Genomic DNA, 22,260 nt, shown 5'->3' on the forward strand with positions numbered 1-22,260 from the left:
GGTAGCTTAGGCTTTCCTAACCTGTTCGCGCCGCCGGGTCGCGGCGGGTCCGCTCAGAAGGCCGGATCCGCGACGACGGGGCGACCGGCGCGCCCGGCGGCCGGGAAGGTCAGCGCCGCGCCGGCGACCTCGATCGAGACCTCCTGCCCGACCGCGGGCAGCTCCGCGCCCTCCAGCCGGGCCGTGACCGTCCCGCCGTCGGGCAGGGTCAACCACACGCGGGAGTCGTGCCCGTAGAAGTCCACCTCGCGCACCCGCGCCCGGGCTCCCGCCCCGAGCGGCGGCCCCAGCCGGAGCTGCTCCGGCCGCAGCAGGACGCGGGCCGGCCCGTCGGCCACCGCGCCGGCGACCGGAAGGTCACCCAGGACGCAGAGCGCGCTGCCGTCGCGGACCTCCGCGTCGAGGACCACCGACTCGCCGACGAACGCGGCCACGTCGAGGTCGGCCGGGCGCCGGTACAGCGTGCGCGGGTCGGTCAGCTGCACCAGCCGGCCGTCCCGCAGAACCGCCACCTGGTCGGCCATGGACAGCGCCTCGGCCTGGTCGTGGGTGACCAGCACGGCGGTCGCGCCGGCGGCGCCGAGCGCTGCGGCGACGGCCCGCCGGGTGTCCTCGCGCAGCGCGGCGTCCAGGGACGAGAACGGCTCGTCGAGCAGCACGAGCCCGGGCTCGGGAGCCAGCGCCCGGGCGAGGGCGACCCGCTGCTGCTGGCCGCCGGAGAGCTGGTGCGGCGACCGGTCGGCCAGGTCGGCGTCCAGGCCCACCAGGGCCAGCAGCTCGGCCACCCGTCCGCGATCGCCGCGTCGCCGGCGGGGCAGGCCGAAGGTGACGTTCCCGGCGACGCTGAGGTGCGGGAACAGCCCACCCTCCTGCGGCACGAAGCCGATGCCCCGCTGCCGGGCCGGCACGCCCCGCCCGGCGCCCGCGACGGTGCGGTCGTCGAGGGCGACGGTCCCGCGGTCGGGGTCGTCGAACCCCGCGACGAGCCGCAGCAGCGTCGTCTTGCCGCAGCCCGAGGGCCCGAGCAGCGCGGTGAACCCGCCGGCCGGCACGTGCAGGTCCACACCGGCGAGCACGGGGGTGGCGCCGAAGGCCTTGGTCAGGCCGGTCACGGTGAGGGAGCTCATGGGGTCGGACCTCGTCGGATGTCGCGGGACAGCAGGACGGTGGCCGGCGCGGAGAGCAGCACCATGACGGCCGCGTACGGGGCGGCGGCCCCGTACGAGAGCGCGCTGCTCGCCGACCAGAACGCGGTGGCGAGGGTCGCCGTGCCGGTGGGGGCGAGCAGCAGGGTGGCGGTGAGCTCGGTGACCACCGCGAGGAACACCAGAGCCGCGCCCGCCCCCAGGCCCGGCGCGAGCAACGGCAGGGTGATGCGGCGCAACCGGTCGACGCCGGAGGACCCGAGGGAGGCTGCGACGTCGTCGAACAGGGGCGGGGACTGCTCGACCGCCGCACGGACCGGGACGATCGCCCGGGGGAGGAAGAGGATCGCGTACGCGGCCAGCAGCACCGGGACGGTCTGGTAGAGCCACGGCGTCGCCCGGATGCTCAGCGTGACCAGCGCCAGCGCGACGACGATGCCGGGCAGCGAGCTGCCCAGGTACGTGGCCCGCTCCAGGAGCGTCGCCGTGCGCCCCCGGGCGCGGACGGCCAGCCACCCGGTGGGCAGCGCCATGGCGGTGGTGACCGCGGCCGCCCCGGCGGCCAGGGCCAGCGTGGTCCCGGTCGTCCCGGCGAGGCCGGCCCAGTCGAGGCCGGCCGACGCGCCCCCGGCCAGCCAGTGGGCGAGCGCCCCCAGGGGGACCAGCAGCGCCAGGCCGACGAGCCCGGCGAGCGCCAGCAGCGCGGGGCTGGTCAGCGCCCGCAGCTCCACCGGGCGGACCGGACGGGCCGCACCCCGCCCGCTGCCGGCGTAGCCGCGGTGCCCCCGCAGCCGGACCTCGGCGAGCAGCAGGAGCAGGCACAGCAGGATCAGCACCCCGGCCAGCACGGTGGCGGCCGGGCCGTTGAAGGTGGCCCGGTACTGGTCGTAGATCGCGGTGGTGAAGGTCGGGTAGCGCAGCATCTGCAACGCCCCGAACTCGGCCAGCACGTGCAGCGCCACGAGGAGGGCGCCGCCCAGCACCGCGACGCGGAGCTGCGGGAGCTGCACCCGCCGGAAGACCGCCCACCCGGAGAGGCCCAGCCCGCGAGCCGTCTCCTCCAGCGCCGGGTCCAGGCCCCGGAAGGCGGCCACCACCGGCAGGTAGACGAACGGGAAGTACGACAGCGAGACGACCAGCAGCGCCCCCGCGTAGGTGTCCAGCCCTGGCAGGAGGGAGATCCACGCGAAGCTGTTCACGAACGCCGGCACGGCCAGCGGAGCCACCAGCAGCACGTGCCACAGGCGGCGTCCCGGCACCGACGAGCGGGCCACCAGCCACGCCGCGCCGACGCCCAGGACGACGCAGACCGCGACCGTGCCCACGGCCAGGCGGGTCGTGTTCCAGAGCAGCTCGGCGACCCGTGGCCGGAAGACCAGCTCGCGGACGCCCGCCCAGCCGACGTCGACGGTGTACCCCGCGATGTAGGCGAGCGGCAGGAGGGCCAGGGCCGCGACGCACGCGGCGAGCGCGAGGGTGACCGGCGACCGGCGCAGCGGTCGCCCTCCCCTGCCCGCGGACGCGCCGGAGCCCCGGACCGCCGGCGGGACCGGCGCCCCGGGAACCGGGATGCGGAGCGCGGGAGGGGTCAGAGCAGGCCTGCTTCCTGCATCAGCTCGGTGACCTCCGAGGCGTCGAGCGAACCCGGGTCGACGGCGGGCGCCTGCAGCTCCGCCAGCGGCGGCAGCGCGTCGGCCGAGGGGACGCCGGTACCGACGGCGTACTCGAGCGCGCTGCTGCCGGCCAGCCGCTCCTGGGCGGGGCGGCTCGTGAGGTACTCGACCAGCTCCTGGGCCTGCTCGGGCTGGTCCGAGGAGGCCAGCACCCCGGCCCCCGAGACGCTGAGGAAGGCGCCCGGGTCCTGGTTGCGGAAGTAGTGCAGGGCGGCGTCGTCGCCGATGAGGCCATCCTGGGCCTGGTCGCGGAACCAGTAGTAGTGGTAGGTGATGCCGACCGGGACCTCGCCCTCGTCGACGGCCTTCATGATCGCCGTGTTGCTCGCGTAGATCTCGGCGTTGTCCTCGAGACCGGCGAGCCACGCCCGGGTCGCCTCCTCGCCCTCCATCTCCAGGACGGCGCTGACGATCGCCTGGAAGTCCGCCCCTCCGGCGGCGATGCCGACCCGGCCCTCCCACGCCGGGTCGGCCAGGTCGAGCATCGACGCGGGCAGCTCGTCCTCCGCGATCTCCGCCGGGTTGTAGATCAGCGTCGTCGAGCGGGCGGCGAAACCGACCCAGTTGCCCGAGGACGGCCGGAACTGGTCGTCGACCTGGTCGAGGGTGCCCGCGTCCAGCGGCGCGAGCAGCCCGGCCTGGTCCACGGCGGAGATGGCGGGGCTGTTCTCGGTCAGGAAGACGTCGGCCGGCGAGGCGTCACCCTCCTCGATGATCTGGTTGGCCAGCTCGGAGTCGTTGGCGTCGCGGAACTCCAGCTCGATGCCCGTCTCCTCGGTGAAGTCCTCGAGCATCGCGCGGACCAGGCTCTCGTGCTGGGCGCTGTAGACGGTCAGCGTGTCCGCGTCGGAGCTGCATGCGGCCAGTGAGGCCGCGAGGGTGAGGGTGGAGACGACGACGGTCGTGCGCCCGAGCCTGGTCACGTGCTTCCTCCTGGAGATAGGCGAGGCATACCTAAGCATGCGTGCGCCCGCGCCGGCGCGCCGCCCACCCCCGCGCGCCGTGCGGTGCAATGGACGGCGTGCTGCCCCCCGGCTCCCCAGAGGAGCACTCCGGCCCGCCGGCGGGCGACGCCGCGCTGCTGCGGGAGGCCGCGGACCGGGTGGAGGCGCTGGCCGCCGGTGCGACACCGGGACGGTGGCGGCTCGGCGGGTTGCTGGCCACCCGGCCGGAGGTCCTCGCCGAGGGCCCGGGCGGCAGCACCGAGCACGTCGCGGAGGCGCGCGCCCGGAGCGCCGGGTGGATCACCGCGGTCTCGCCCGCGCTCGCCGGGCCCCTCGCCGCCTGGCTGCGCGCGGCCGCCGCCGACCCGACGCCCGAGGCGGTCGCGGTCGCCCGCGTGCTGGTGCAGCGGCGTCCCTGACCCCGGGGAGGGAGGGCCGCTCGCGCGGGGTAGGGGACGTCGATGCAGCGCCCGCACCCCGATCCCCCCGACCGCCCCGCCGGGCCGCACGTCGACGCGGCGGAGGACACCCCGGAGCAGACGGGCCTGGCCCGCCGGCTGGACAAGCCGATGGGCGCGCTCGGGCTGGTCTTCGTGCTCGTGGTCCTCGGCCAGTCGCTGGCCCGGCAACCGTGGCTCACCACGACGCTGAGCGTCGTCGGCTGGGTGCTGTGGGCCGTCTTCGTGGCGGAGTTCGCCCACCGGGCCGTCACCGCCCGCGACCAGCGTCGGTTCTGGGCCCGCAACTGGTGGCAGGTGGTCTTCCTGGCCGTGCCGTTCCTGCGCTTCGCCCGCGCCCTGACGCTGCTGCGCGCGGCGCGGGTCGGCGGGGTGGTGTCGGCGGCGGTGCGCGGCTCGCGCTCGGCGGGGCGCCTGCTCAGCGGCCGGATCGGCTGGCTCGGCGCGGTGACGGTCGTGGTGGTGCTGGCCACCAGCCAGCTGCTGTACGTGCTGGGCGCCTACGACTCCTACGGCACGGCTCTCTACGACGCGGCCATGGCCACGATCAGCGGGCAGCCGCTCACGGCCGACGGGAGCCTGGCGCGCGCTCTCGACGTCGCGCTGGCCACCTACTCGGTGGCCGTGTTCGCCACGCTGGCCGGCGCGCTCGGCGCCTTCTACCTCGAGCGGCGTACCGGCGACGCCGCCCGGCAGGCGTGACGGGCCGGGTCCCGGAACACGAGGGCCCCGCCGGCGGACCGGCGGGGCCCTCGTGGGCGATCAGGGATCAGACCGGCTCGGCGCAGTAGATGGTGCCGGGCTCGGTCTCGTCGGCGCCGACCCAGATGGCGCCGACGGCGGTCTCGAACTCGAGGCAGACGTCCTGCTCGATGAACTCGGCGTAGTCGAGCTCCTGCTCGTCGATGCCCACGATGCGCCCCTCGGCCTCCGCGGCGTCGCAGTCGACGACCTCGACCTGCTCGCCGGCGACGTTGGCCACGCAGTCGCCGACCTCGGGCTCACCGCCGCCGAGCATGCTGAACAGCAGCCCGACGGCCACGAGGGCGACCAGGACGCCGCCGACGGCGAGCAGGACCTTCGTGGCCGCGCCACCCTTCTTCTCCGGCTGACCCCACGGGGTCGCGCCGCCCTGCGGCGGCACCCACCCGCCGGAGGGCTGGCCGGCCTGACCGGGCTGACCGGGCTGGCCGGGCTGGTCGAAGGGCTGGTACGGCCGGCCGGGCTGCGACGGCTCGCCGTAACGCCCCGGCTCCCCCGGCTGGCCGGACGGGCCGGGCTGGCCCGGCTGCTGACCGGACGGGTTCTGCTCCGGGCCGTTCCCGGGGTGGCTCATGGGTGCTCCTGAGGTCACTGGACGTGCGTACCTGCAGATCCTCGCCCACGGGAGGGACCTCGGAGCGCGACGCCACCCCGGGCGGAGGACGCCGGGCACCCCACGGGCACCAGCACCCCCGCCCGCGTGGCGTGCGACCGAACCGTGCGGGGTAGCGGGGCCGTCATGAGCGACGACGTGGCCACGGGCGGGTTCGCCGAACGGCTGGGGGTCCGGCCTGAGCAAGCCGGCGACGGTGCCGCCCGAGTGGGGTTCGAGGTGACCGACGAGCACCTCAACCCGGCCGGAACGCTGCACGGCGGGGTGCTGGCCACGCTGGTCGACACCGCGATGGGCCTGGCGGTGCGCACCACCACCGACGACGGCGAGGTGCCCGCGACCAGCCAGCTCACGGTCGCCTACCTGCGCCCCGGCACCACCGGCCCGCTGCAGGTGACCGCCCGGCTGCGCACCCGCGGCCAGCACCTCACCGTGTGCGAGGCCGACGTGGAGCAGGACGGCAAGGCCCTCGTCCACGCGGTGGCGACCTTCGCGCTCCTCGGCTCCTGACGCCCGGCCGGTGGCGCTCAGCCGGGCGACGGCGCCGGCACCTCCAGGACGACGCCCGGGGAGGCCGCGCCCTGCCCCTCCTCCTCGACCTCGGTCTGGCCCTGGGCGACCACCAGCATGTAGGTGAAGATCACGGCGATCACCAGCAGGATGCCGAGCGGGATCAGGACCCTGCCCAGCCGCCTGCCCTTCGGGGTGCCCTCCCGGTCCCTCTCGTCGTCGGCGCTGCGGTGGTCCGGGTTCGCCATGGTTCTCCTCCTGCGGCTCGGCTCGGGTGGTCCGACCGGACGGCCGGCCTCCTCTCCATGCCCAGACCGACGGGCCTCACGCCCCCGGCCCGCGAGCGGCGTGGCGGGCGCGGGAGGAGGACCATCGGGGCATGACCACCGCCACCTGGAACGGCGTCGTCGTCGCCGAGTCCGACGACATCGTCACCGTCGAGGGCAACGCCTACTTCCCCCGCGAGTCCGTCCGGGAGGACGTGCTGCGCCCGTCGGAGACGCACACCGTCTGCCCGTGGAAGGGCACCGCCTCCTACCTGACCCTGGAGGTCGACGGGCAGCAGAACCGCGATGCGGCCTGGTACTACCCGGAGCCGAAGGACGCCGCCCGGGAGATCGCCGGCCGCGTCGCCTTCTGGAAGGGCGTGCAGGTGCGCTGACCCGCCCGGTCAGCGACCGGGACGGGCGCCGGCGAGCTCGCGGGCCTTCTCGGCGGCCTCGGCGTCGAGCTGGCGGTCGATCGACTCGGTGTAGGAGTCCCACGCCTGCTGCGGGGTGACCCCCAGCGCGCCGGCGATCTGCTCCCACTCCGCGCCGCCGCGCAGCGCGGCGCGGATGCCGACCAGCTGGCTGTCGTGCGCCCGGCGCGAGACGACCTCGCCCAGCGCCAGGAGCTCCAGCGCCTCGTAGACGTCCAGCTGGGTCCCGGTGTCGCGCAGGGAGGCCGACCACGCGTCGGCGTCGTCGTCCCGGACGGTGTTCAGCGCGGTGTCGCCGTTGTCGCGGCGGCTGAGGAAGTCCAGCCGGGTCGCGGCCGTCGTCAGCGAGAACTCCGCCTCCAGGGCCTCGGGTGTGATGCTCATGGGTGCAGGCTTCCCCTTCGTCGTCGGCGTGCCAAACCCGGTCGGCACGCGATGTCACCCACGCGGAGGGCCCGCACCCCCCGTGGGGATGCGGGCCCTGCGCGTGCGTGCGGCCGCCCCCTACAGGGCCCCGGCGCGAGCGTGCGAGCGCTGGGGAGCAGGGGGTGTTTTCTCAACTGTCGACGCCGACGGCTTCCTTGGCCAGGGCGGCGAGCTGGGTCTGCGCGGCGCTGGCCACGTTCGACCGGTTCTTGTGCGTCTCCTCGTAGCGGATGATCACGTTGATGTCGTGCGGGGTCTTCAGCTGCTTGATCGCCTTGACCGCGTCCGGCACGGACATCGAGTCGTAGCCCTTGATCGGCAGCTCGTCGGCGGTGACGTCGCCGAGCTCCTCGCGGGCAGCGCGGGCGACCTGGGCGGCGTCCTCGTTGCCCTCGCGCTGCGCGATCCGCTCGGCGCGGCGCAGCGAGGCGGCGCGGCCGACGGTCAGGGTCTCGCGGACCGCACCGGTGAACGCGGTCGCCCGGTCACCCACCGCAGAGAACCGGTCGGACGTCTCCTCGCCGGCGTGGCGCACGGTGTCGACGGCGTTGTTCACCGTGTTGGCCCAGAAGCGCACCGGGGCGTTGACCGCGCGGGCGACGCCACCGGCCACCTTCTGCACCGGGGTGGGCTGGAGAGCGGCGGGGCCGCCCAGGGCCTCCTCGGCGAGGACGACGGTCAGCCACTCGACGGTCGCCGTGTGGGCCTCGACCAGCTTCTCGGCCAGGCGGCGGGTCGCGGTGTCCTCGGCGGTGCCGGCGAGCACCTTGAGGTAGGTGGCGCGGTCGAGCAGCTGGTGCTCGAGCTGCAGGTCCTGCAGCAGGGCCTCCTCGATGGAGGTCGTCTGCTCGAACGTGGCCTTGAGAGCGGCGGAGAGGCGGCCGATGACGGGGGTCACGACGTCGGGCACACCGCCGAGGGCGCGGAGCTGCTCGGTGATCTCCAGCGAGCGGGCCGCGGCGTTGTCGGCGTTCTGGGTGAGTTCCCGGCGGACGGCGTCCGTGCGGGCCTGGCTGATGCGGGTGCGTGCGACCTGCTCCTCGGTCTGCGTGAGCAGGACGAGGGCGCGCAGCTGGTTGATCATCTTGGCGTTGGTGTTGTCGGTCATGAGGAAAACGGCTCCAGGGGTCTCGACGGCCCCGGTGCAGGGCCCCGGCGCGAGCTCGCGAGGGCCGGGGGGCAGCGGGGTCCTTCTGCTGACGGTTCTGTGTGTGCCCCGGATCCCCGCAGTGCTAACAACTGCAAGCGGATTGCTAGCAGTGAGCCTCGTCACCCGGACGAGGGAACCGCTGCTGCGACCGGACAGCGGGAGGACGCCGACCCCGGTGGGAGCGGCGCCCTCGGCGGCGAGCCGTCAGCCGACCCGGGCGGACACCCGCCCGGCCGCGGGCGCGCGGCGCTGCTGGACGTCGAAGCGCAGCACCGGCTGGGTCATGTCGTCGGTGACCTCGTACGGCGGGCGCGGGGCGAGCCGGACCGGGCGGGGCGGCAGCGACGACGGCGGCATGGTCGTGCCGCAGCCGACGCAGAAGCGGCCTCGCTGGTGAACGGCTCCGCAGTGGGCGCAGGTCATGACGTCTCCTCGGGGTCGTACCGGCACGGACAGGCGGACCCTCGCAGCCCCGCCCCCCGGGTCGCAGCCCCGTCTGACGGGTGGGACGAGCCGTTACGCGAAAGTCATGAACGGCCCGGTTCCGGATCCACGGCCCCCAGCCCCGCCAGCGCCCGGTCCAGCTCGGTCACGTCGGCGTACTTGGCGTCGAGGTCGGCCAGGTTCGCCTCGTGCAGCCCCGGGGACCGGTCCGCGCACGCCTGCCGGACCACCTGCGGCCGGAACCCGCAGTTCAGCGCGTCCATCGCCGTGGCGCGCACGCAGCCCGACGTCGACACCCCGCCGATGACGAGGGTGTCCACGCCGAGCGTGCGCAGGGTGCTGGCCAGGGTCGTGCCGAAGAAGGCGGAGGCGTACTGCTTGAGCAGCACCGGCTCCCCCGGGCCCGGCTCCAGGGCGAATCCGCCCCAGTCCCCCTCGGCCCCCGCGGCGAACGCGGCCAGCGCCGGCACCTTGCGCACGAACAACCCGCCGTCGGCGAGGTCGGGGGCGTAGCGGACGCCGGTCCAGAGCACCGGGTGCCCGCCCGCGCGGGCGGCGTCCACCAGCGCGGTCACCGCCGCCACCGCCGGGGCGGGGTCCGGCAGGGCGAACGGTCCGGCCGGCTCGGTGTAGGCCCGCACCAGGTCGACGACCAGGACCGCCGGGCGCCTCCCCCAGCCGACCCGGCCGGAGAAGGCGGACCCGTGCGGCCCGGGCGCCGGTTCCGGCTCGCTCATCCGGCCCACACCGGGCGCGTCGGCGCCGGCAGGCCGGTCTCCTCCTCGCAGCGGGCCAGCAGCTCCTCGATCGGCGGTCCCATGTCGAACACCGGCAGCTCGGCCGGCCGGTCGGCGCGCAGCTGGTCGCGCAGGTTCTCGGTCGCCTGCCTGTTCACCGTGCCGTCCTCCTCCACGCAGACCCCGTACCGCTCGGCGCCCTTCGACGTCACCAGCCCCCGCCGCACCTCGAGGGCGACCAGCTCGGGGTCCCGCTCGAGCGGGTCCCCCCAGCCGCCGCCGCCCCAGGTCACGAAGTGCAGCACGTCCCCGGGTGCCACCGGCACGTCGTGGCACTTGCTCGGCAGCACCCGCCGCGTGCCGTCGGCGCGCTCCAGCCACTTGGTGCCGCGGGCACCCGGGTGCCCGCCGTTGACGCCCCACGGGTAGGTGAGCCAGCGGTCGTCGTGGATCGCGATCGTGCCCGGCTCCTCGAAGACGTAGGTGACGTCGACGCCGTTGCCGCCGCGGTGCAGGCCGGCGCCGCCGGTGTCGGGCACGGTCACCCACTGCTCGATCCGCAGCGGGTAGTAGGACTCCAGGTACTCGCACGGGATGTTGGTGAAGCTCGGCCACAGCGAGTGCCCGTCGGGGCCGTCGCCCAGCGGCCGGCCGGGGATGCCGCCGAAGCCGATGGAGTAGAGCTGGAACCACTCGCCCTTCCGCTCCCCCGACGAGTAGTTGCCGGAGTACATGAAGTGCGGCGAGGAGGAGAAGCCCGCGGCGTTGAGCAGCGCCGGGTTGGTCTGGCCGAGCAGTCCGCCGAAGAGGTCGAAGACCCGCCCGATGCCGTGGTTGCGGCCGTTCAGCGCCGCGGGGAACTTCGGCCGCCAGTACGAGCCCTCCGGGATCGTGACGTCGACCAGCGGGTAGAAGCCGTCGTTCCAGAGGATCTGCGGATCGGCGACGGTGATCATGTAGATCCCGAAGAACATCCGGGTGAGGTTCTCGTTGATGAAGTAGTTGATCGGCCCGACCGCCTGGGGCGAGGAGCCGGTGAAGTCGATGTGCACCTTGTCGCCGGTGCGGGTCAGCGACATCGTCAGCTGGTAGGGCCCGTAGCCGACCCCGTCGTCGCAGATGTAGTCGGTGAACGACAGCGTGCGCCCCTCCTCGAACACCGCCGAGAGCAGCACCTTCATCGCGTCGTAGTTGCGCTGCAGCAGCGCGTCCAGCGCCGAGAGGTAGGTGCCGGTGCCGAACCGCTCGCACATCTCGACCACCCGCCGGGAGGCGGTGCGGCAGGCGGCCACCAGCCCGTTGAGGTCGGCGCGGTTCCAGTCGGGCTTGCGCACCTGGTTCAGCACGATGCGCAGCGCGTCGTCGTTGAGCACGCCCTTCCGGTAGAGCTTGAAGGGCGGGATGACCACGCCCTCCTCGAAGATCGTCGTGGCGTCCGTCGGCATGGACGACGGCGTCTTGCCGCCGACGTCGGACATGTGCCCGAACATCGACGCCCACCCGACCAGCCGCCCCTCGTGGAAGATCGGGACGACGACCAGCCAGTCGTTGGCGTGGCTGATGGCGGCGCCGCACGAGTACGGGTCGCTGGTCAGCAGGACGTCGCCCTCCTCGATCGTGTCGCGGAAGCCCTCGAGGAAGTCGGGGATCGACAGGCCGAACTGGCCGACGACCATCTTGCCGTCGGGGTCGGCGATCAGCGGGAACTCGTCGTGCTGCTCGCGGATGCCGGGGCTCAGCGCCGTCCGGAAGAGCACCTCGTCCATCTCGTAGCGGGCGTTGCGCAACCCGTTCTCGATGAGGTCGAGGGTGACCGGGTCGACCTCGCCCTTCTCGATCGTGCCGGTCGCGGTCTCGAGGATCGTCGCCATGGCTAGCCCTCCAGCGGGGTGATCAGCAGGCTGCCGGCCGGGTGCACGGTGGCGACGTGGCCGGGCAGGACGAGGGTGGTGGAGTCCATCTCGGTGACGATCGCGGGACCGGTCACCACGTCACCGGCGCGCAGCTTCGCCCGGTCGTAGACGCCGGCCGGCACGTGCTCGCCGCCGACGTAGATCGAGTGGTCCTGCACCAGCGCGCCGGCCGGGTCGCCGTCGCCCTCGGGCAGGGCCACCGGGGCCACGTCCGGCTTCGGGCCGGTGACGGTGGCGCGGGCGTTGACGATCTCGTGGTCGACGTCGAGCAGGAAGCTGAACAGCCGCTCGTGCTCCGCGTCGAAGGTGCGGGCGACGGCGTCCAGCGCGGTGTCCGGGTCGTCGAGCCAGGCCGGGTCGACGTCGACCGGGATCTCGAAGCCCTGGCCGTGGTAGCGGACGTCGACCTGGTAGCCGGTGGTCTGCACCTCGGGGGCGAGGCCCTGCTCGGTGAGCCGGCGGCCGGCGTCCTCGCCGAGCCCGCGCAGGATGCCGGCGAGGTCGGCGCCGGAGAGCTCGCCGAACCGGCGCAGCACCGTGCGCGCCGACTCGTCGCGGCGGCTGGTGGTCGCGTCACCGAGCGCGCAGAGCAGGCCCGGCCCCGGCGGGACGATGACCGGCCAGGCGCCGGTCAGCTTCCCGAGCGCGTTGGCGTGCAGCGGGCCGGCGCCACCGAACGCGACCAGCGCGAAGTCGCGGGGGTCGAACCCCTGCTGCACCGAGACCAGCCGGACGCCGCCGAGCATGTTCTCGTTGACGATGTCGACGATCCCGGCGGCCGCGGCCTCCGGGGAGTCCAGCCCCATCGCCTCGGCCACCTTGCTCACGGCGGCGCGCGCGGCCTCGACGTCCAGGCTGATCTCCCCACCGGCCAGCGTCGTGGGCAGGTAGCCCAGGACGACGTTGGCGTCGGTGACCGTCGGGTCCACACCGCCCCTGCCGTACGACGCCGGGCCCGGGTCGGCGCCCGCGGACTGCGGCCCGACCCGCAGCGCCCGGGTCAGCTCGGGGACGTGCGCGATCGACCCCCCACCGGCCCCGACGGTGCGCACGTCGACGCTGGAGACGCGGACGACGAGGTCACCGACCTTGGTCTCCCGGCCGATGCGCGGGGTGAGCCCCTGCACGAGACCGACGTCGGTCGAGGTGCCGCCCATGTCGAAGGTGATCAGGTCGCGGTGGCCCGCCTGCTCGGCGACCCACACCGCACCCGTGACCCCACCGGCCGGGCCGGACAGCAGCATCGTCACCGGGGCGTCGATCGCCTTGTCGGCCGAGGAGAGCCCGCCGTCGCTGCGCAGGATCGCGAGCGAGCCCTCGACCCCGCCCGCACGGAGCTGCCCGGCGAGGTTCTGCACGTACCTCTTCACCTGCGGCTGCACGTAGCCGTTGGCCACCGTGGTGAGCGTGCGCTCGTACTCCCGGAGCTCGGGCAGCACGTCGGAGGAGAGCGACACCGGGATGCCGGGCAGGAGTTCGGCGGCGAGCTCGCCGACCCGCCGCTCGTGCGCCGGGTCGGCGAAGGAGTTGATCAGGCTGACCGCCAGCGCCTCGATGCCGGCGGCCTGCAGCTTCGCGAGCTGCGCCCGGACGTCGTCCTCGTCCAGCGGGCGGACGACCGCGCCGTCGCTGGCGATGCGCTCGTCGATCTCGACGGTGTTCTCCAGGGCGGCCAGCGGCTCGGGCTTGGGCCAGATGATCCAGCCGGCCAGCCCGCCGGGGACGTAGGAGCGGGCGATCTGCAGCACCTGGCGGAAACCCCTGGTGGTGACCAGCCCGACGCGGGCGCCCTTGCCCTCGAGGATGGCGTTGGTGGCCACCGTCGTGCCGTGCAGCACCTGCGCGACCTCGGCGAGCTCGATGCCCGCCTCGGCGCACACCCGCTCGATCCCGTGGAGGACACCGACCGCCTGGTCCGCGGGGGTGGAGGCGGTCTTGCAGCGCCAGGTGCTGCCGGTGCCCTCCTCGACCAGCAGGACGTCGGTGAACGTGCCGCCGACGTCGACTCCGAGCCGGTAGCTCATGAGGCCTCCTCTTCCTGGGGGTGCGGGCTGGCCGCCGCGCGGGCTGCCTGGGCGGTCGCGGCCCGGACCATGACGGCCCGGGCGTTGGAGATGTGCGCGGTCATCACCGCGCGGGCCCACCCGGGGTCGCCGGCCCGCAGCGCGGCGACGATCTCCAGGTGGTGGGCGAGGCTGCGGCGCAGCGACTCGGCGTCGTAGGCGTGGAAGTTCCGCCGCACGATCGGCGGGTGGATCGCGGCGGCGAGCGCGGCGGCGAGCGTGGGGTGCCCGGCGAGGGCGACCAGCCGGTCGTGGAAGGCGCGGTTGAGCGGGACCAGCGCGTCCAGGTCCTGGCCGGGTCCCGGGGTGCCGACGTCGAGCATGCGGCGGGCGAGGTCCTCGAGCGCGTCGACGTCCCCGGGGCCGGCGTTCGGGACGGCGAAGCCGGTGAGCTGCGGCTCCAGCGAGAGCCGCAGGTCGAAGACCCCCTCGAGCTCGGCGACGGTCCAGGTGGCGACCCGGGCGCCGCGGTTGGGCGCGATCTCGACCAGGCCCTCGGCGGCCAGCCGGGTGAGCGCCTCGCGCACCGGTGTCCGGCTGACCCCGAGCCGCTCGGCCAGCTCCACCTCGCCGAGGCGCGCACCGGGCACCAGGGCGCCGGCCAGGATGAGCTCGCGCAGCTCCTGCAGCACGCGCTCGGCCGACGTCGCGGGTCGTGCCACAGGTCACACCCCCTCGAAGATTGTGTGCAAACGTAGGGGCGCTGGGTTCCGCGAGGCAATGGGTCCCCGTAAATTCCGTGTGACTGCATACAAGGAGGGGGCGACGGTGGCGGAGCTGCTGAGCGACGGGCGGGCGCCGAGGGCACGGCTGCGCGAGCTGCTGGACGGGCCGGAGCCGCTCATCGCACCGGGCGCCTACGACGCGTTGTCGGCGCGGCTGGTCGAGCAGGCGGGCTTCGGCGCGGTGTACATGACGGGGTTCGGCACCACCGCCTCGCTCATCGGCCGGCCCGACGTCGGCCTGCTGACCGGCGCCGAGATGGTGGACAACGCCCGGCGGATCGTCGCGGCGGTGGACCTGCCGGTCATCGCCGACGCCGACACCGGCTACGGCAACGCGGTCAACGTCGTCCGCACCGTGCAGCTCTACGAGCAGGCGGGCGTCGCCGCCCTGCAGCTGGAGGACCAGGTCTCGCCCAAGAAGTGCGGGCACATGAGCGGCAAGGCGGTGATCCCCACCGAGGAGATGGCGGGCAAGATCCGCGCCGCCGTCGCCGCCCGGCGCGACCCCGATCTGCTCGTCATCGCCCGCACCGACGCCGTCGCGGTCTCCGGTGTGGAGGACGCGATCGCGCGGGCGCGCGCCTTCGCCGAGGCCGGCGCCGACGTCCTGTTCGTCGAGGCCCCCACCTCGGCCGAGGACATCGCCCGGGTCGCCGAGGAGCTGCGCGGCACCGCTCCCCTGCTGTTCAACTGGGCCGAGGGCGGCCGCACCCCGCCGCTCACCTACCAGCGGATCGCCGAGCTCGGTTTCTCGCTGGTCCTCTACCCGATCGGCACGCTGCTGGCGGCGACGGCGGGGATGCGCTCGCTGCTGGACGTGCTCAAGCGCGACGGCGTGCCCACCTCGGCCCTGGACGCGCTGCCCAGCTTCGGCGAGTTCACCGACCTGGTGGGGCTGCCCGAGATCCAGGAGCTCGAGCAGCGGTTCCGCTGACCGGCCGCGCCGGGTGGGGGCTGACCACCCGCCCCCACCCGGCGCCCGGTCACCGGCCGGTCCAGTGCGGCGGGCGCTTCTCCAGCCGGGCGGCGATCCCCTCGCGGCGGTCCTCGCTCAGGTAGGGGTTCGGGCCGACGTCGAGCCGCAGCCCCTGCCACAGCGGCAGCTCCAGCGCCTTGATCGCCGTCTCCTTCATCCGCCGCACCGAGATCGGCGCGTTGGCGGCGATCCGCCCGGCCAGCTCCAGCGCCGTGGGCAGCACCCGGTCGGGCTCGACCAGCCGGTTGACCAGGCCCCAGCGCTGCGCCTCGCTCGCGTCGACGGCGTCCCCGGTGAACAGCATCTCCAGCGCGATGCCGACCGGTATCCGCTTGGGCAGCACCACCGACCCGAAGTTGGCGCCCATGCCGATCGCGGCCTCCGGCAGGGCGAACCGGACCGCCGGCGAGGCGATGCGCAGGTCGCAGGCGAGCGCGAGCTCGAACCCGCCCGCGACCGCCGGGCCGTTGAGCGCGGCGAGCACCGGGACCGGCGTCTCGGTGACCACCTCGAACACCGACCGCGCCGGCCGGTTCATCGGCGGGCGGAACCGCTCGCCCCGCTCGTCGGCGGCGCGGATCTCCTTGAGGTCGAAGCCGGCGCAGAAGGCCGGGCCCGTGCCGGTGAGCACCACCGCGCGCACGCCGTCCTCGACCACCCGGAGGAGCTCCTCCACGAGGTCGGCCTGCACCTCGGTGGAGAGCGCGTTGCGCCGCTCGGGCCGGTCGAGGGTGAGCACGCGGACGTGCCCGCGCTCCTCGACGACCAGGCCGGACTCGTGTCGCCGCGTGGGGTCCATGACGGTCAACCTGCCTCCTGCGCCGCGCGGGCGGCAAGCCGGGCCGCGTCGCCGGTGGCCCCCGATCGTGCGCGCCCATCGGCAGGACCGGCCCGGATCGGAACCGTCGGCGGGCCCCCCGTCTGTGATCCCCGGCAACGATCGGGCTCTCCCGTCACACCCGCCCCACCCGTCGGGGACCATGGGCGGACCAGTCCGTCCGACCCGGTAGACAGGTGACATGGAGAGCACTGCCGACATCCGGCTCGGTGATGTCATCGCGCCGCCGACGGTGGTCTCCATCGAGCTGACCTCCACCCCGGTGCTGAGCTACGCGCTCGCCCACAACCGCATCCCGGTCGTCTCGCGCCTGGCGCTCACCTCCCAGCGGGCGCTGCGCGGGGCCACCGTGCGGCTGTCGGTGCGCGACGCCGAGGGCCCCATCGCCCGGGGGGTCGAGCTGCTCGCCGACGTCGACGGCGGCCGCACCACCGTGCTCACCGGCATCGGGCTGGTCATGGACCCCGCGGCGATGCTGCACGTGGAGGAGCAGCGCCCCGGCGTCGTCGACGTCGAGGTGTGGCACGAGGACGTGCTGGTCGGCGAGGCGACCGCGCCGGTGCAGGTGCTCGCCGCCAACCAGTGGCTGGCCAGCCCCCTGCCGCTGGCGCTGGAGATGCTCGCCGCCCACGTCATGCCCAACCACCCGGCGGTCACCGGCCTGGTCGCCGAGGCCGCCGAGCTGCTCGAGGAGCGCACCGGCAGCGGCGCCCTGGTCGGCTACGCGGCCACCGCCGAGCGGGTGGACGAGGTCGTCGCGGCGGTCGCCGAGGTGGTGCGCCGCCGCGGGGTCCGCCACTCCGAGCCGCCGCTGAGCTGGGCCGACCTCGGCCAGCAGGTCCGCTCCCCCGGCGACGTCCTCACCTGGCGGGTCGCCACGCCCCTGGACGCGGTCGTCCTCGTGGCCGCCGCGCTGGAGCAGGCCGGCATCCGGCCGCTGCTGTGGCTGGCCGAGGGCTCCGGCGGGGGCCGGTCCGGCGGGGCGCACGCCTTCCTGGGCTACTGGCGGGAGGAGCGGAGCTCGGAGTCGGCCGCCACGACCGACGCCTCGCCGCTGGTGAACCTGGTCGACCTCGGGCTGATCGGGCTGGTCGAGACCTCGCTGCTCACCGGCGGGGGTGAGCCCGGCGCCGACCTGCACGCCCCGGCCTACGAGCGCTGGCTGGCCGGCGAGCTCGAGCGCGTCCTCGGCGTCACCGACGTCCACCGCGCCCGGCGCGACGGCATCCTGCCGCTGCCGGCGCGTGCCCGGACGCCGGAGGGGCTGCTGCAGGTCGTCGAGTACCGGCCGGCCGAGCACAGCGCCCCCGCCCTCCCCGCCCCGGCCGTGGGTGCGGCCCCGCAGCGCCCCGAGGCCCCGCCGCGGGTGCAGCAGTGGAAGAACGCGCTGCTCGACCTCAGCCTGCGCAACCGGCTGATCAACTACAGCGAGCGCGCCGGCCTGCCGCTGACGCTCCCCGGCACCGCGCTGCCGATCCTGGACAACTTCCTCCACGACGGCACCCCGATCACCCTGCTCCCCGGCGACCAGCTGGCCGCCGTCCAGGCCGAGCGCGGCCTCACCGCCGCCAGGGAGCTGCCGGCCGAGCAGCTGACCGAGCTGCTCGTCGAGCGCCGCGAGGTGCACGCCGACGTCACCTCCGGCGGGTACCTGCCCAGGCTCCGCAACCTCGCCTACCGCGCGAAGACCGTGCAGGAGGAGACCGGCGCCAACAACCTGTACCTGGCGCTCGGGTCGCTGGTGTGGGAGCTCGACGGCCGCCCGCTGCGCTCGCCGCTGCTGCTGGTGCCGGTCGTGCTGGCCCCGGTGGGGCGCACCGGCTCCTACCGGCTGTCGCTGGACGAGTCCGGCGCGAGCACCCCGAACTACTGCCTGCTCGAGAAGCTGCGCCAGGTGCACGGCCTGGTCGTCCCGGCGCTGAGCGACACCGCCGAGAGCACCCCCGACCTCGAGCGGGCGCTCGAGGCGGTGCGGGTCGGCCTCGTCGGCCACGGCCTCCCCTACCGGGTCGAGGCGACGGCCGACCTGGCGATCCTCCAGTTCGCCAAGTACCGCCTGTGGAAGGACCTGGACGAGCACTGGGGCGAGTTCGCCGGCAACCCGCTGGTGCACCACCTCGTGCACGAGCCGACCGAGCCCTTCCTCGACCCGGCCCGCGACTCGGGGACCCACGTCGACCTGGACGACCTGGCCGGGCGGCTGCCCGTGCCGGCCGACGCCTCCCAGCTGCGCGCGATCGCCGAGGCCTCCGCCGGACGCACCTTCGTCCTCGAGGGCCCGCCCGGCACCGGCAAGTCGCAGACCATCACCAACCTGCTCACCCGCGCGGTCGCCGACGGCAAGCGGGTGCTGTTCGTCGCCGAGAAGCGCGCCGCGCTCGACGTCGTCGCCCGGCGGCTGGACGCCGTGGGCATGGGCATGTTCGCCCTCGACCTGCACGACAAGGGCTCGCGCGCTTCGATGGTGCGGGCGCAGATCCGGCTCGCGCTGGAGCACGCCGTCGCCGTCGACGAGCAGGGCATGGCCACCGACGAGGAGCGGCTGCGCTCGGCCCGCCGGCAGCTGGCCCGCTACGCCGACCGGCTGCACGCGGAGAACGCCGCCGGCCTCTCCCTCTACACCGCGCGCACCGCGGAGCTCACCGCCGGCACCGACGTCCCGGCGCTGCCGGTGCCGCAGCCCTTCGTCGCCAACGCCCCGGCCGAGGTGCTCACCGCGGTCCGCCGGGCGCTCGCGCTGCTGCCCGACATCGCCGACCTCACCCGGCCCTCCCTGCGGCACCCGTGGGCCTTCGTCGACTCCCCCGAGATCGACCTGCCGGCGGCCCGCGAGGCGGCGGCGGCCGTCGACGCGGCCGTCCGGGAGGCCTCCGGGTTCGCCGAGCTGGGCGGGGTGCTGCGGCACGCCCGCACCCCCGAGGACCTCGACGCGCTGGTCCACCTGCTCTCCGGCCCGCCGGTCGGCCTCGACGTCCTCGACGAGACGTTCAGCAGCCGCTGGACGACGGCGACCGGCGCGGTGCTCGGCGAGGTCGCCGCGTTCACCGCGTTCCGCCACCCCGGCCTCGACGTCGCCGGCCCGGAGGTGCTCGCGCTGCCGCTCGCCGAGATCTACGTGCGCGCGCAGACGGCGGCGGCGTCGGGCTGGTGGGGCCGCCGGAAGCGCCTGCTCGCGGTCCGCGACGAGATCGCCGCCTGCCTGCGCCCCGGCGCCAAGGTGCGGCCCAAGGACGTCCCGGTGCTGGTGGAGAACCTGTGGCGGGTGCGGACGGCGGTCCAGGCCGTCGCCGGCCGGGTCGACTCCGTCCCCGGCCTGTCCGCGCCCACCTCCTGGAACCCGTTCACCGACCCCGGGCTGCTGGAGCGCGAGGTCGAGTGGCTGCGCCGGGCCGGCGCCGCCGTCGACGGCTCCTCGGCCTTCCACGTGGCGCTGCGCAAGCTCATCGTCGCCGGGATGCCCGCCGCGCCGGCCCCCGCCGCCGCCGTCGCCCGCCTCCGCGACGCCGTCGTCGCGCTGCTGGACGTCTGCCGCAGCTCCTCGGACCAGCTCGCCACGTGGGCCGGTGACGACGGGCTGGTCCTCCGCTGGTCGATGACCCGCCCGGAGCGCGGTGTGGAGAACTCGGTGCTGATGTCGCTGCGCCGCTGGGTCTCCTTCCTCGACACCTTGGAGCCGCTGCGCTACGCCGGGCTCTTCGACGCCCGCACGATGCTGATCACGGGGGCGGTGACCGCGGACGACGCGGTGCGCGCCCTGGACCGCGGCCTGGCGACGGCGTCGGTCGCCGAGCGGCTGGACGCCACCGGCCTGGACCTGTTCGACGTCGACGCGCACGAGGCGGCGATCGTGCGGTTCACCGAGGCCTCGCGGGCGGTCCGCGCCCACCTGACGGCCGCGCTGCCGGCGTCGGTGCTGGCCTCCCGGCCGTTCGACGCCGCGATGGGCACCGGCCAGGTCGGCGCCCTGCAGCGGGAGCTGGCCAAGCAGCGCCGCGGGCTGGGCGTCCGGCAGCTGCTCGCCCGGTACGGCGAGCTGGTCACCGCCGTCATGCCGTGCGTGCTCGTCTCCCCGGACTCGGTGGCCCGCTTCTTCCCGGCGAAGGCCGACCAGTTCGACCTGGTGGTGTTCGACGAGGCCTCGCAGATCCGGGTGGCCGACGCCATCGGCGCCCTCGGCCGGGCCCGGGCCGCGGTGGTCGTCGGTGACTCCAAGCAGATGCCGCCGACGTCCTTCCTCGAGCCCACGACCACCGCGCACGACGACGCGGTCGAGGTCGTGGAGACGGCGGTCGAGGACGAGGAGTCCATCCTCGGCGAGTGCGTGCAGGCGCGGGTGCCGCGGCACTGGCTGTCCTGGCACTACCGCAGCCAGGACGAGTCGCTCATCGCCTTCTCCAACGCCCAGTACTACGACAGCCGGCTCTCCTCCTTCCCGGCGCCCACGCACGGGCGGGCCTCGGCCGACGCCGACGGGCGCGGGGTCTCGCTCGTGCGGGTGCCCGGCACCTTCCACCGCTCCGGGGCGGGGCGGCTGCTGCGCACCAACCCGATCGAGGCCAAGGCGATCGTCGCCGAGATCCGCCGCCGGTTCGACGCGGTGCCGCAGTGGGACGGCATCGACGCCGTCCCCTCGATCGGCGTGGTGACCTTCAACGCCCAGCAGCGCTCCTACATCGAGGCGCTGCTCCGCGACGCGGACGACGACCGGCTGTCGGCCGCGCTGGACCGCACCGACGGCGAGGGGCTGTTCGTCAAGAACCTGGAGAACGTGCAGGGCGACGAGCGCGACGTCATCTTCTTCTCCACCGGGTTCTCGCCCACGGCCGACGGCACGCTGCCGTTGAACTTCGGCCCGCTGAACCGGCAGGGCGGCGAGCGGCGGCTCAACGTCGCGATCACCCGGGCCCGGCGCCAGGTCGTCGTCTTCTCCTCCTTCGACCCCGCGCAGCTGCGGGCGGAGGAGACGTCCTCGGTCGGCATCAAGCACCTGCGGGCCTACCTCGACATGGCCGAGCAGGGCACCGACGTGCTGCCGCGCTCCCCACGGTCGGCCGCGGTCGTCGACCGGCACCGCGAGCAGATCGCCGCCGCGCTGCGCGAGCGCGGGCTGGTGGTGCGCACCGACGTCGGCCTCTCGGAGTTCCGCGTCGACCTGTCGGTCGCCCGCCCCGCCGACCCCTCGACCCCGGTGATGGCCGTGCTGCTGGACGGCCCGGCCTGGGCGCGCCGCGGCACCGTCGGCGACCGCGACGGCCTGCCCCCGGAGGTGCTCGGCGAGATGCTCCGCTGGCCCGTCGTGGAGCGGGTGTGGCTGCCCGCGTGGCTGGCCGACCCGGCGGCGGTCGTCGACCGGCTGGCCGGCGCGGTGGACGCCGCCCCGGTCGCCAGCCGGCCGATCGCGCAGCCGGTGCCGCTGCCCACGGCCGCCGTCGAGTCGTTCAAGGGCGTGGCCGCGCTGCGCTCCTCGGTGACCTCCCTGGCGGTGCCGACCCGGACCGCCCGCCCGGCGCCGAAGCCGGCCGCCGCGGCCAAGCCCGCCGGAGCCCCGGCCCTGGAGGGCGAGACCCCCTTCGTGCCGTGGATCCCGAAGACCGCGGGCGAGAAGTCGGTGCTCGACGAGCTGCCGGTCTCGAAGGCCGCGCGGGCAGTGCGCCGGGTGATGGCCGCGGGCGTCAAGGCGGAGGGACCCATCCACGTCGACCGGCTGGCCAAGCTGACCGTGGGCGCGTTCGGGCTCAACCGGGCCACCGAGGCGCGCAAGCAGGTGCTGCTGTCGCTGCTGCCGCCCTCGGCCGTCGACGGCGACTTCCTGTGGCCCGAGGGCGTCGACCGGGCGACCTGGACCGGGTTCCGCCGCCAGGTGGCCAGCACCGACCGCCCGCTGGAGCACGTCGCCCCGGAGGAGGTCGCCAACGCGATGGCGGCGCTCTGCCGGGCCGCGGCCGGCATGCAGCGGGACGAGCTGCTGACGGCGACCGCGACGGTGTTCGGCTACAAGCGGCGGGCCGCGTCGGTGACCCCGGTGCTGGAGAAGGCGCTGGCCGCCGCGCTGGGCTCGGGCCGGCTCACCGAGTCGGGCGACGGCCTCGTCACCGGCTGACCCGGTGCCGGGCCGCGTGTCCCGGGACGGGGCGCCGGAGCCGGTTCACAGCGGGGCCCGCCGCGAGGACAGTGGTCGTCGGG

General features: G+C 75.0%; 19 protein-coding genes. 6 read left to right on the forward strand and 13 right to left on the reverse strand.

The genetic code is table 11. From position 1 onward, the window contains the following. Window positions 1-53: 53 nt before the first annotated feature. From ACI79P_RS13580 to ACI79P_RS13590, 3 genes are all read right to left on the reverse strand, one after another. Window positions 54-1,127 (reverse strand): ABC transporter ATP-binding protein, encoded by a 1,074-nt coding sequence (locus ACI79P_RS13580; protein ID WP_456581585.1) that lies wholly within the window; start codon window positions 1,125-1,127, stop codon window positions 54-56. Next, entirely contained in the window at window positions 1,124-2,470 is a 1,347-nt protein-coding gene (locus tag ACI79P_RS13585) for an ABC transporter permease (RefSeq protein ID WP_456581586.1), read from the reverse strand. The genes ACI79P_RS13580 and ACI79P_RS13585 overlap by 4 nt, the downstream gene beginning before the upstream one ends. A gap of 263 nt (window positions 2,471-2,733) precedes the next feature. Then, window positions 2,734-3,741 carry an iron ABC transporter substrate-binding protein gene (locus ACI79P_RS13590; RefSeq protein WP_456581587.1) on the reverse strand — a complete coding sequence of 336 codons (1,008 nt, stop codon included), beginning with the start codon at window positions 3,739-3,741 and terminating at the stop codon, window positions 2,734-2,736. A 98-nt stretch (window positions 3,742-3,839) separates the two neighbouring features. Here ACI79P_RS13590 and ACI79P_RS13595 point away from each other — a divergent pair, with 98 nt between their 5' ends. Both ACI79P_RS13595 and ACI79P_RS13600 read left to right on the forward strand, forming a co-directional pair. Then, window positions 3,840-4,181, forward strand: coding sequence for a hypothetical protein (locus tag ACI79P_RS13595; protein WP_456581588.1), 342 nt, complete (start codon window positions 3,840-3,842; stop codon window positions 4,179-4,181). 42 nt (window positions 4,182-4,223) lie between these two features. Beyond that, window positions 4,224-4,922 (forward strand): hypothetical protein, encoded by a 699-nt coding sequence (locus ACI79P_RS13600; RefSeq protein ID WP_456581589.1) that lies wholly within the window; start codon window positions 4,224-4,226, stop codon window positions 4,920-4,922. A 67-nt stretch (window positions 4,923-4,989) separates the two neighbouring features. Here ACI79P_RS13600 and ACI79P_RS13605 read toward each other — a convergent pair whose 3' ends face one another. After that, window positions 4,990-5,556, reverse strand: coding sequence for a hypothetical protein (locus ACI79P_RS13605; RefSeq protein WP_456581590.1), 567 nt, complete (start codon window positions 5,554-5,556; stop codon window positions 4,990-4,992). 165 nt (window positions 5,557-5,721) lie between these two features. Between ACI79P_RS13605 and ACI79P_RS13610 the strand changes: the two genes are divergently transcribed. Further along, a complete protein-coding gene (locus tag ACI79P_RS13610; protein ID WP_456581591.1) occupies window positions 5,722-6,105 on the forward strand; it encodes a PaaI family thioesterase in 384 nt (127 codons plus the stop codon). A gap of 17 nt (window positions 6,106-6,122) precedes the next feature. Here the strand turns inward: ACI79P_RS13610 and ACI79P_RS13615 are convergent, their stop codons facing one another. After that, window positions 6,123-6,353 (reverse strand): hypothetical protein, encoded by a 231-nt coding sequence (locus ACI79P_RS13615; protein ID WP_456581592.1) that lies wholly within the window; start codon window positions 6,351-6,353, stop codon window positions 6,123-6,125. A 131-nt stretch (window positions 6,354-6,484) separates the two neighbouring features. Here ACI79P_RS13615 and ACI79P_RS13620 point away from each other — a divergent pair, with 131 nt between their 5' ends. After that, window positions 6,485-6,766 (forward strand): DUF427 domain-containing protein, encoded by a 282-nt coding sequence (locus tag ACI79P_RS13620; protein ID WP_456581593.1) that lies wholly within the window; start codon window positions 6,485-6,487, stop codon window positions 6,764-6,766. A 9-nt stretch (window positions 6,767-6,775) separates the two neighbouring features. Here the strand turns inward: ACI79P_RS13620 and ACI79P_RS13625 are convergent, their stop codons facing one another. From ACI79P_RS13625 to ACI79P_RS13655, 7 genes are all read right to left on the reverse strand, one after another. Continuing rightward, window positions 6,776-7,189: a hypothetical protein gene (locus tag ACI79P_RS13625; RefSeq protein ID WP_456581594.1), complete on the reverse strand. Its 414-nt coding sequence runs from the start codon at window positions 7,187-7,189 to the stop codon at window positions 6,776-6,778. Window positions 7,190-7,361: 172 nt separating this feature from the next. After that, a complete protein-coding gene (locus ACI79P_RS13630; protein WP_456581595.1) occupies window positions 7,362-8,339 on the reverse strand; it encodes a ferritin-like domain-containing protein in 978 nt (325 codons plus the stop codon). A gap of 246 nt (window positions 8,340-8,585) precedes the next feature. After that, the gene (locus ACI79P_RS13635) at window positions 8,586-8,804 is read right to left on the reverse strand and encodes a hypothetical protein (protein ID WP_456581596.1); all 219 of its coding nucleotides are present in this window, start codon (window positions 8,802-8,804) and stop codon (window positions 8,586-8,588) included. Window positions 8,805-8,908: 104 nt separating this feature from the next. After that, on the reverse strand, window positions 8,909-9,562 hold the full coding sequence (locus ACI79P_RS13640) for an isochorismatase family protein (protein ID WP_456581597.1): 654 nt from the start codon (window positions 9,560-9,562) through the stop codon (window positions 8,909-8,911). After that, complete coding sequence (locus ACI79P_RS13645; protein WP_456581598.1) at window positions 9,559-11,433, reverse strand: hydantoinase B/oxoprolinase family protein; 1,875 nt, start codon at window positions 11,431-11,433, stop codon at window positions 9,559-9,561. Before ACI79P_RS13645 ends, ACI79P_RS13640 begins: the two co-directional genes overlap by 4 nt. Before the next feature lie 2 nt (window positions 11,434-11,435). Beyond that, window positions 11,436-13,499, reverse strand: coding sequence for a hydantoinase/oxoprolinase family protein (locus ACI79P_RS13650; protein WP_456581599.1), 2,064 nt, complete (start codon window positions 13,497-13,499; stop codon window positions 11,436-11,438). Beyond that, a complete protein-coding gene (locus ACI79P_RS13655) occupies window positions 13,496-14,200 on the reverse strand; it encodes a GntR family transcriptional regulator (protein WP_456581600.1) in 705 nt (234 codons plus the stop codon). The genes ACI79P_RS13650 and ACI79P_RS13655 overlap by 4 nt, the downstream gene beginning before the upstream one ends. Window positions 14,201-14,306: 106 nt before the next feature. Here ACI79P_RS13655 and ACI79P_RS13660 point away from each other — a divergent pair, with 106 nt between their 5' ends. Beyond that, on the forward strand, window positions 14,307-15,197 hold the full coding sequence (locus tag ACI79P_RS13660; RefSeq protein WP_456581601.1) for an isocitrate lyase/PEP mutase family protein: 891 nt from the start codon (window positions 14,307-14,309) through the stop codon (window positions 15,195-15,197). A gap of 49 nt (window positions 15,198-15,246) precedes the next feature. On the opposite strand, the gene ACI79P_RS13665 is transcribed toward ACI79P_RS13660, so the two are convergent. Further along, window positions 15,247-16,038 carry an enoyl-CoA hydratase/isomerase family protein gene (locus ACI79P_RS13665; protein ID WP_456581647.1) on the reverse strand — a complete coding sequence of 264 codons (792 nt, stop codon included), beginning with the start codon at window positions 16,036-16,038 and terminating at the stop codon, window positions 15,247-15,249. 220 nt (window positions 16,039-16,258) lie between these two features. On the opposite strand from ACI79P_RS13665, the gene ACI79P_RS13670 reads away from it, so the two are divergent. Next, window positions 16,259-22,177 (forward strand): DUF4011 domain-containing protein, encoded by a 5,919-nt coding sequence (locus ACI79P_RS13670; protein WP_456581602.1) that lies wholly within the window; start codon window positions 16,259-16,261, stop codon window positions 22,175-22,177. Window positions 22,178-22,260 lie beyond the last annotated feature (83 nt).

The sequence above is a fragment of the Blastococcus sp. SYSU DS0510 genome, from assembly GCF_054050835.1.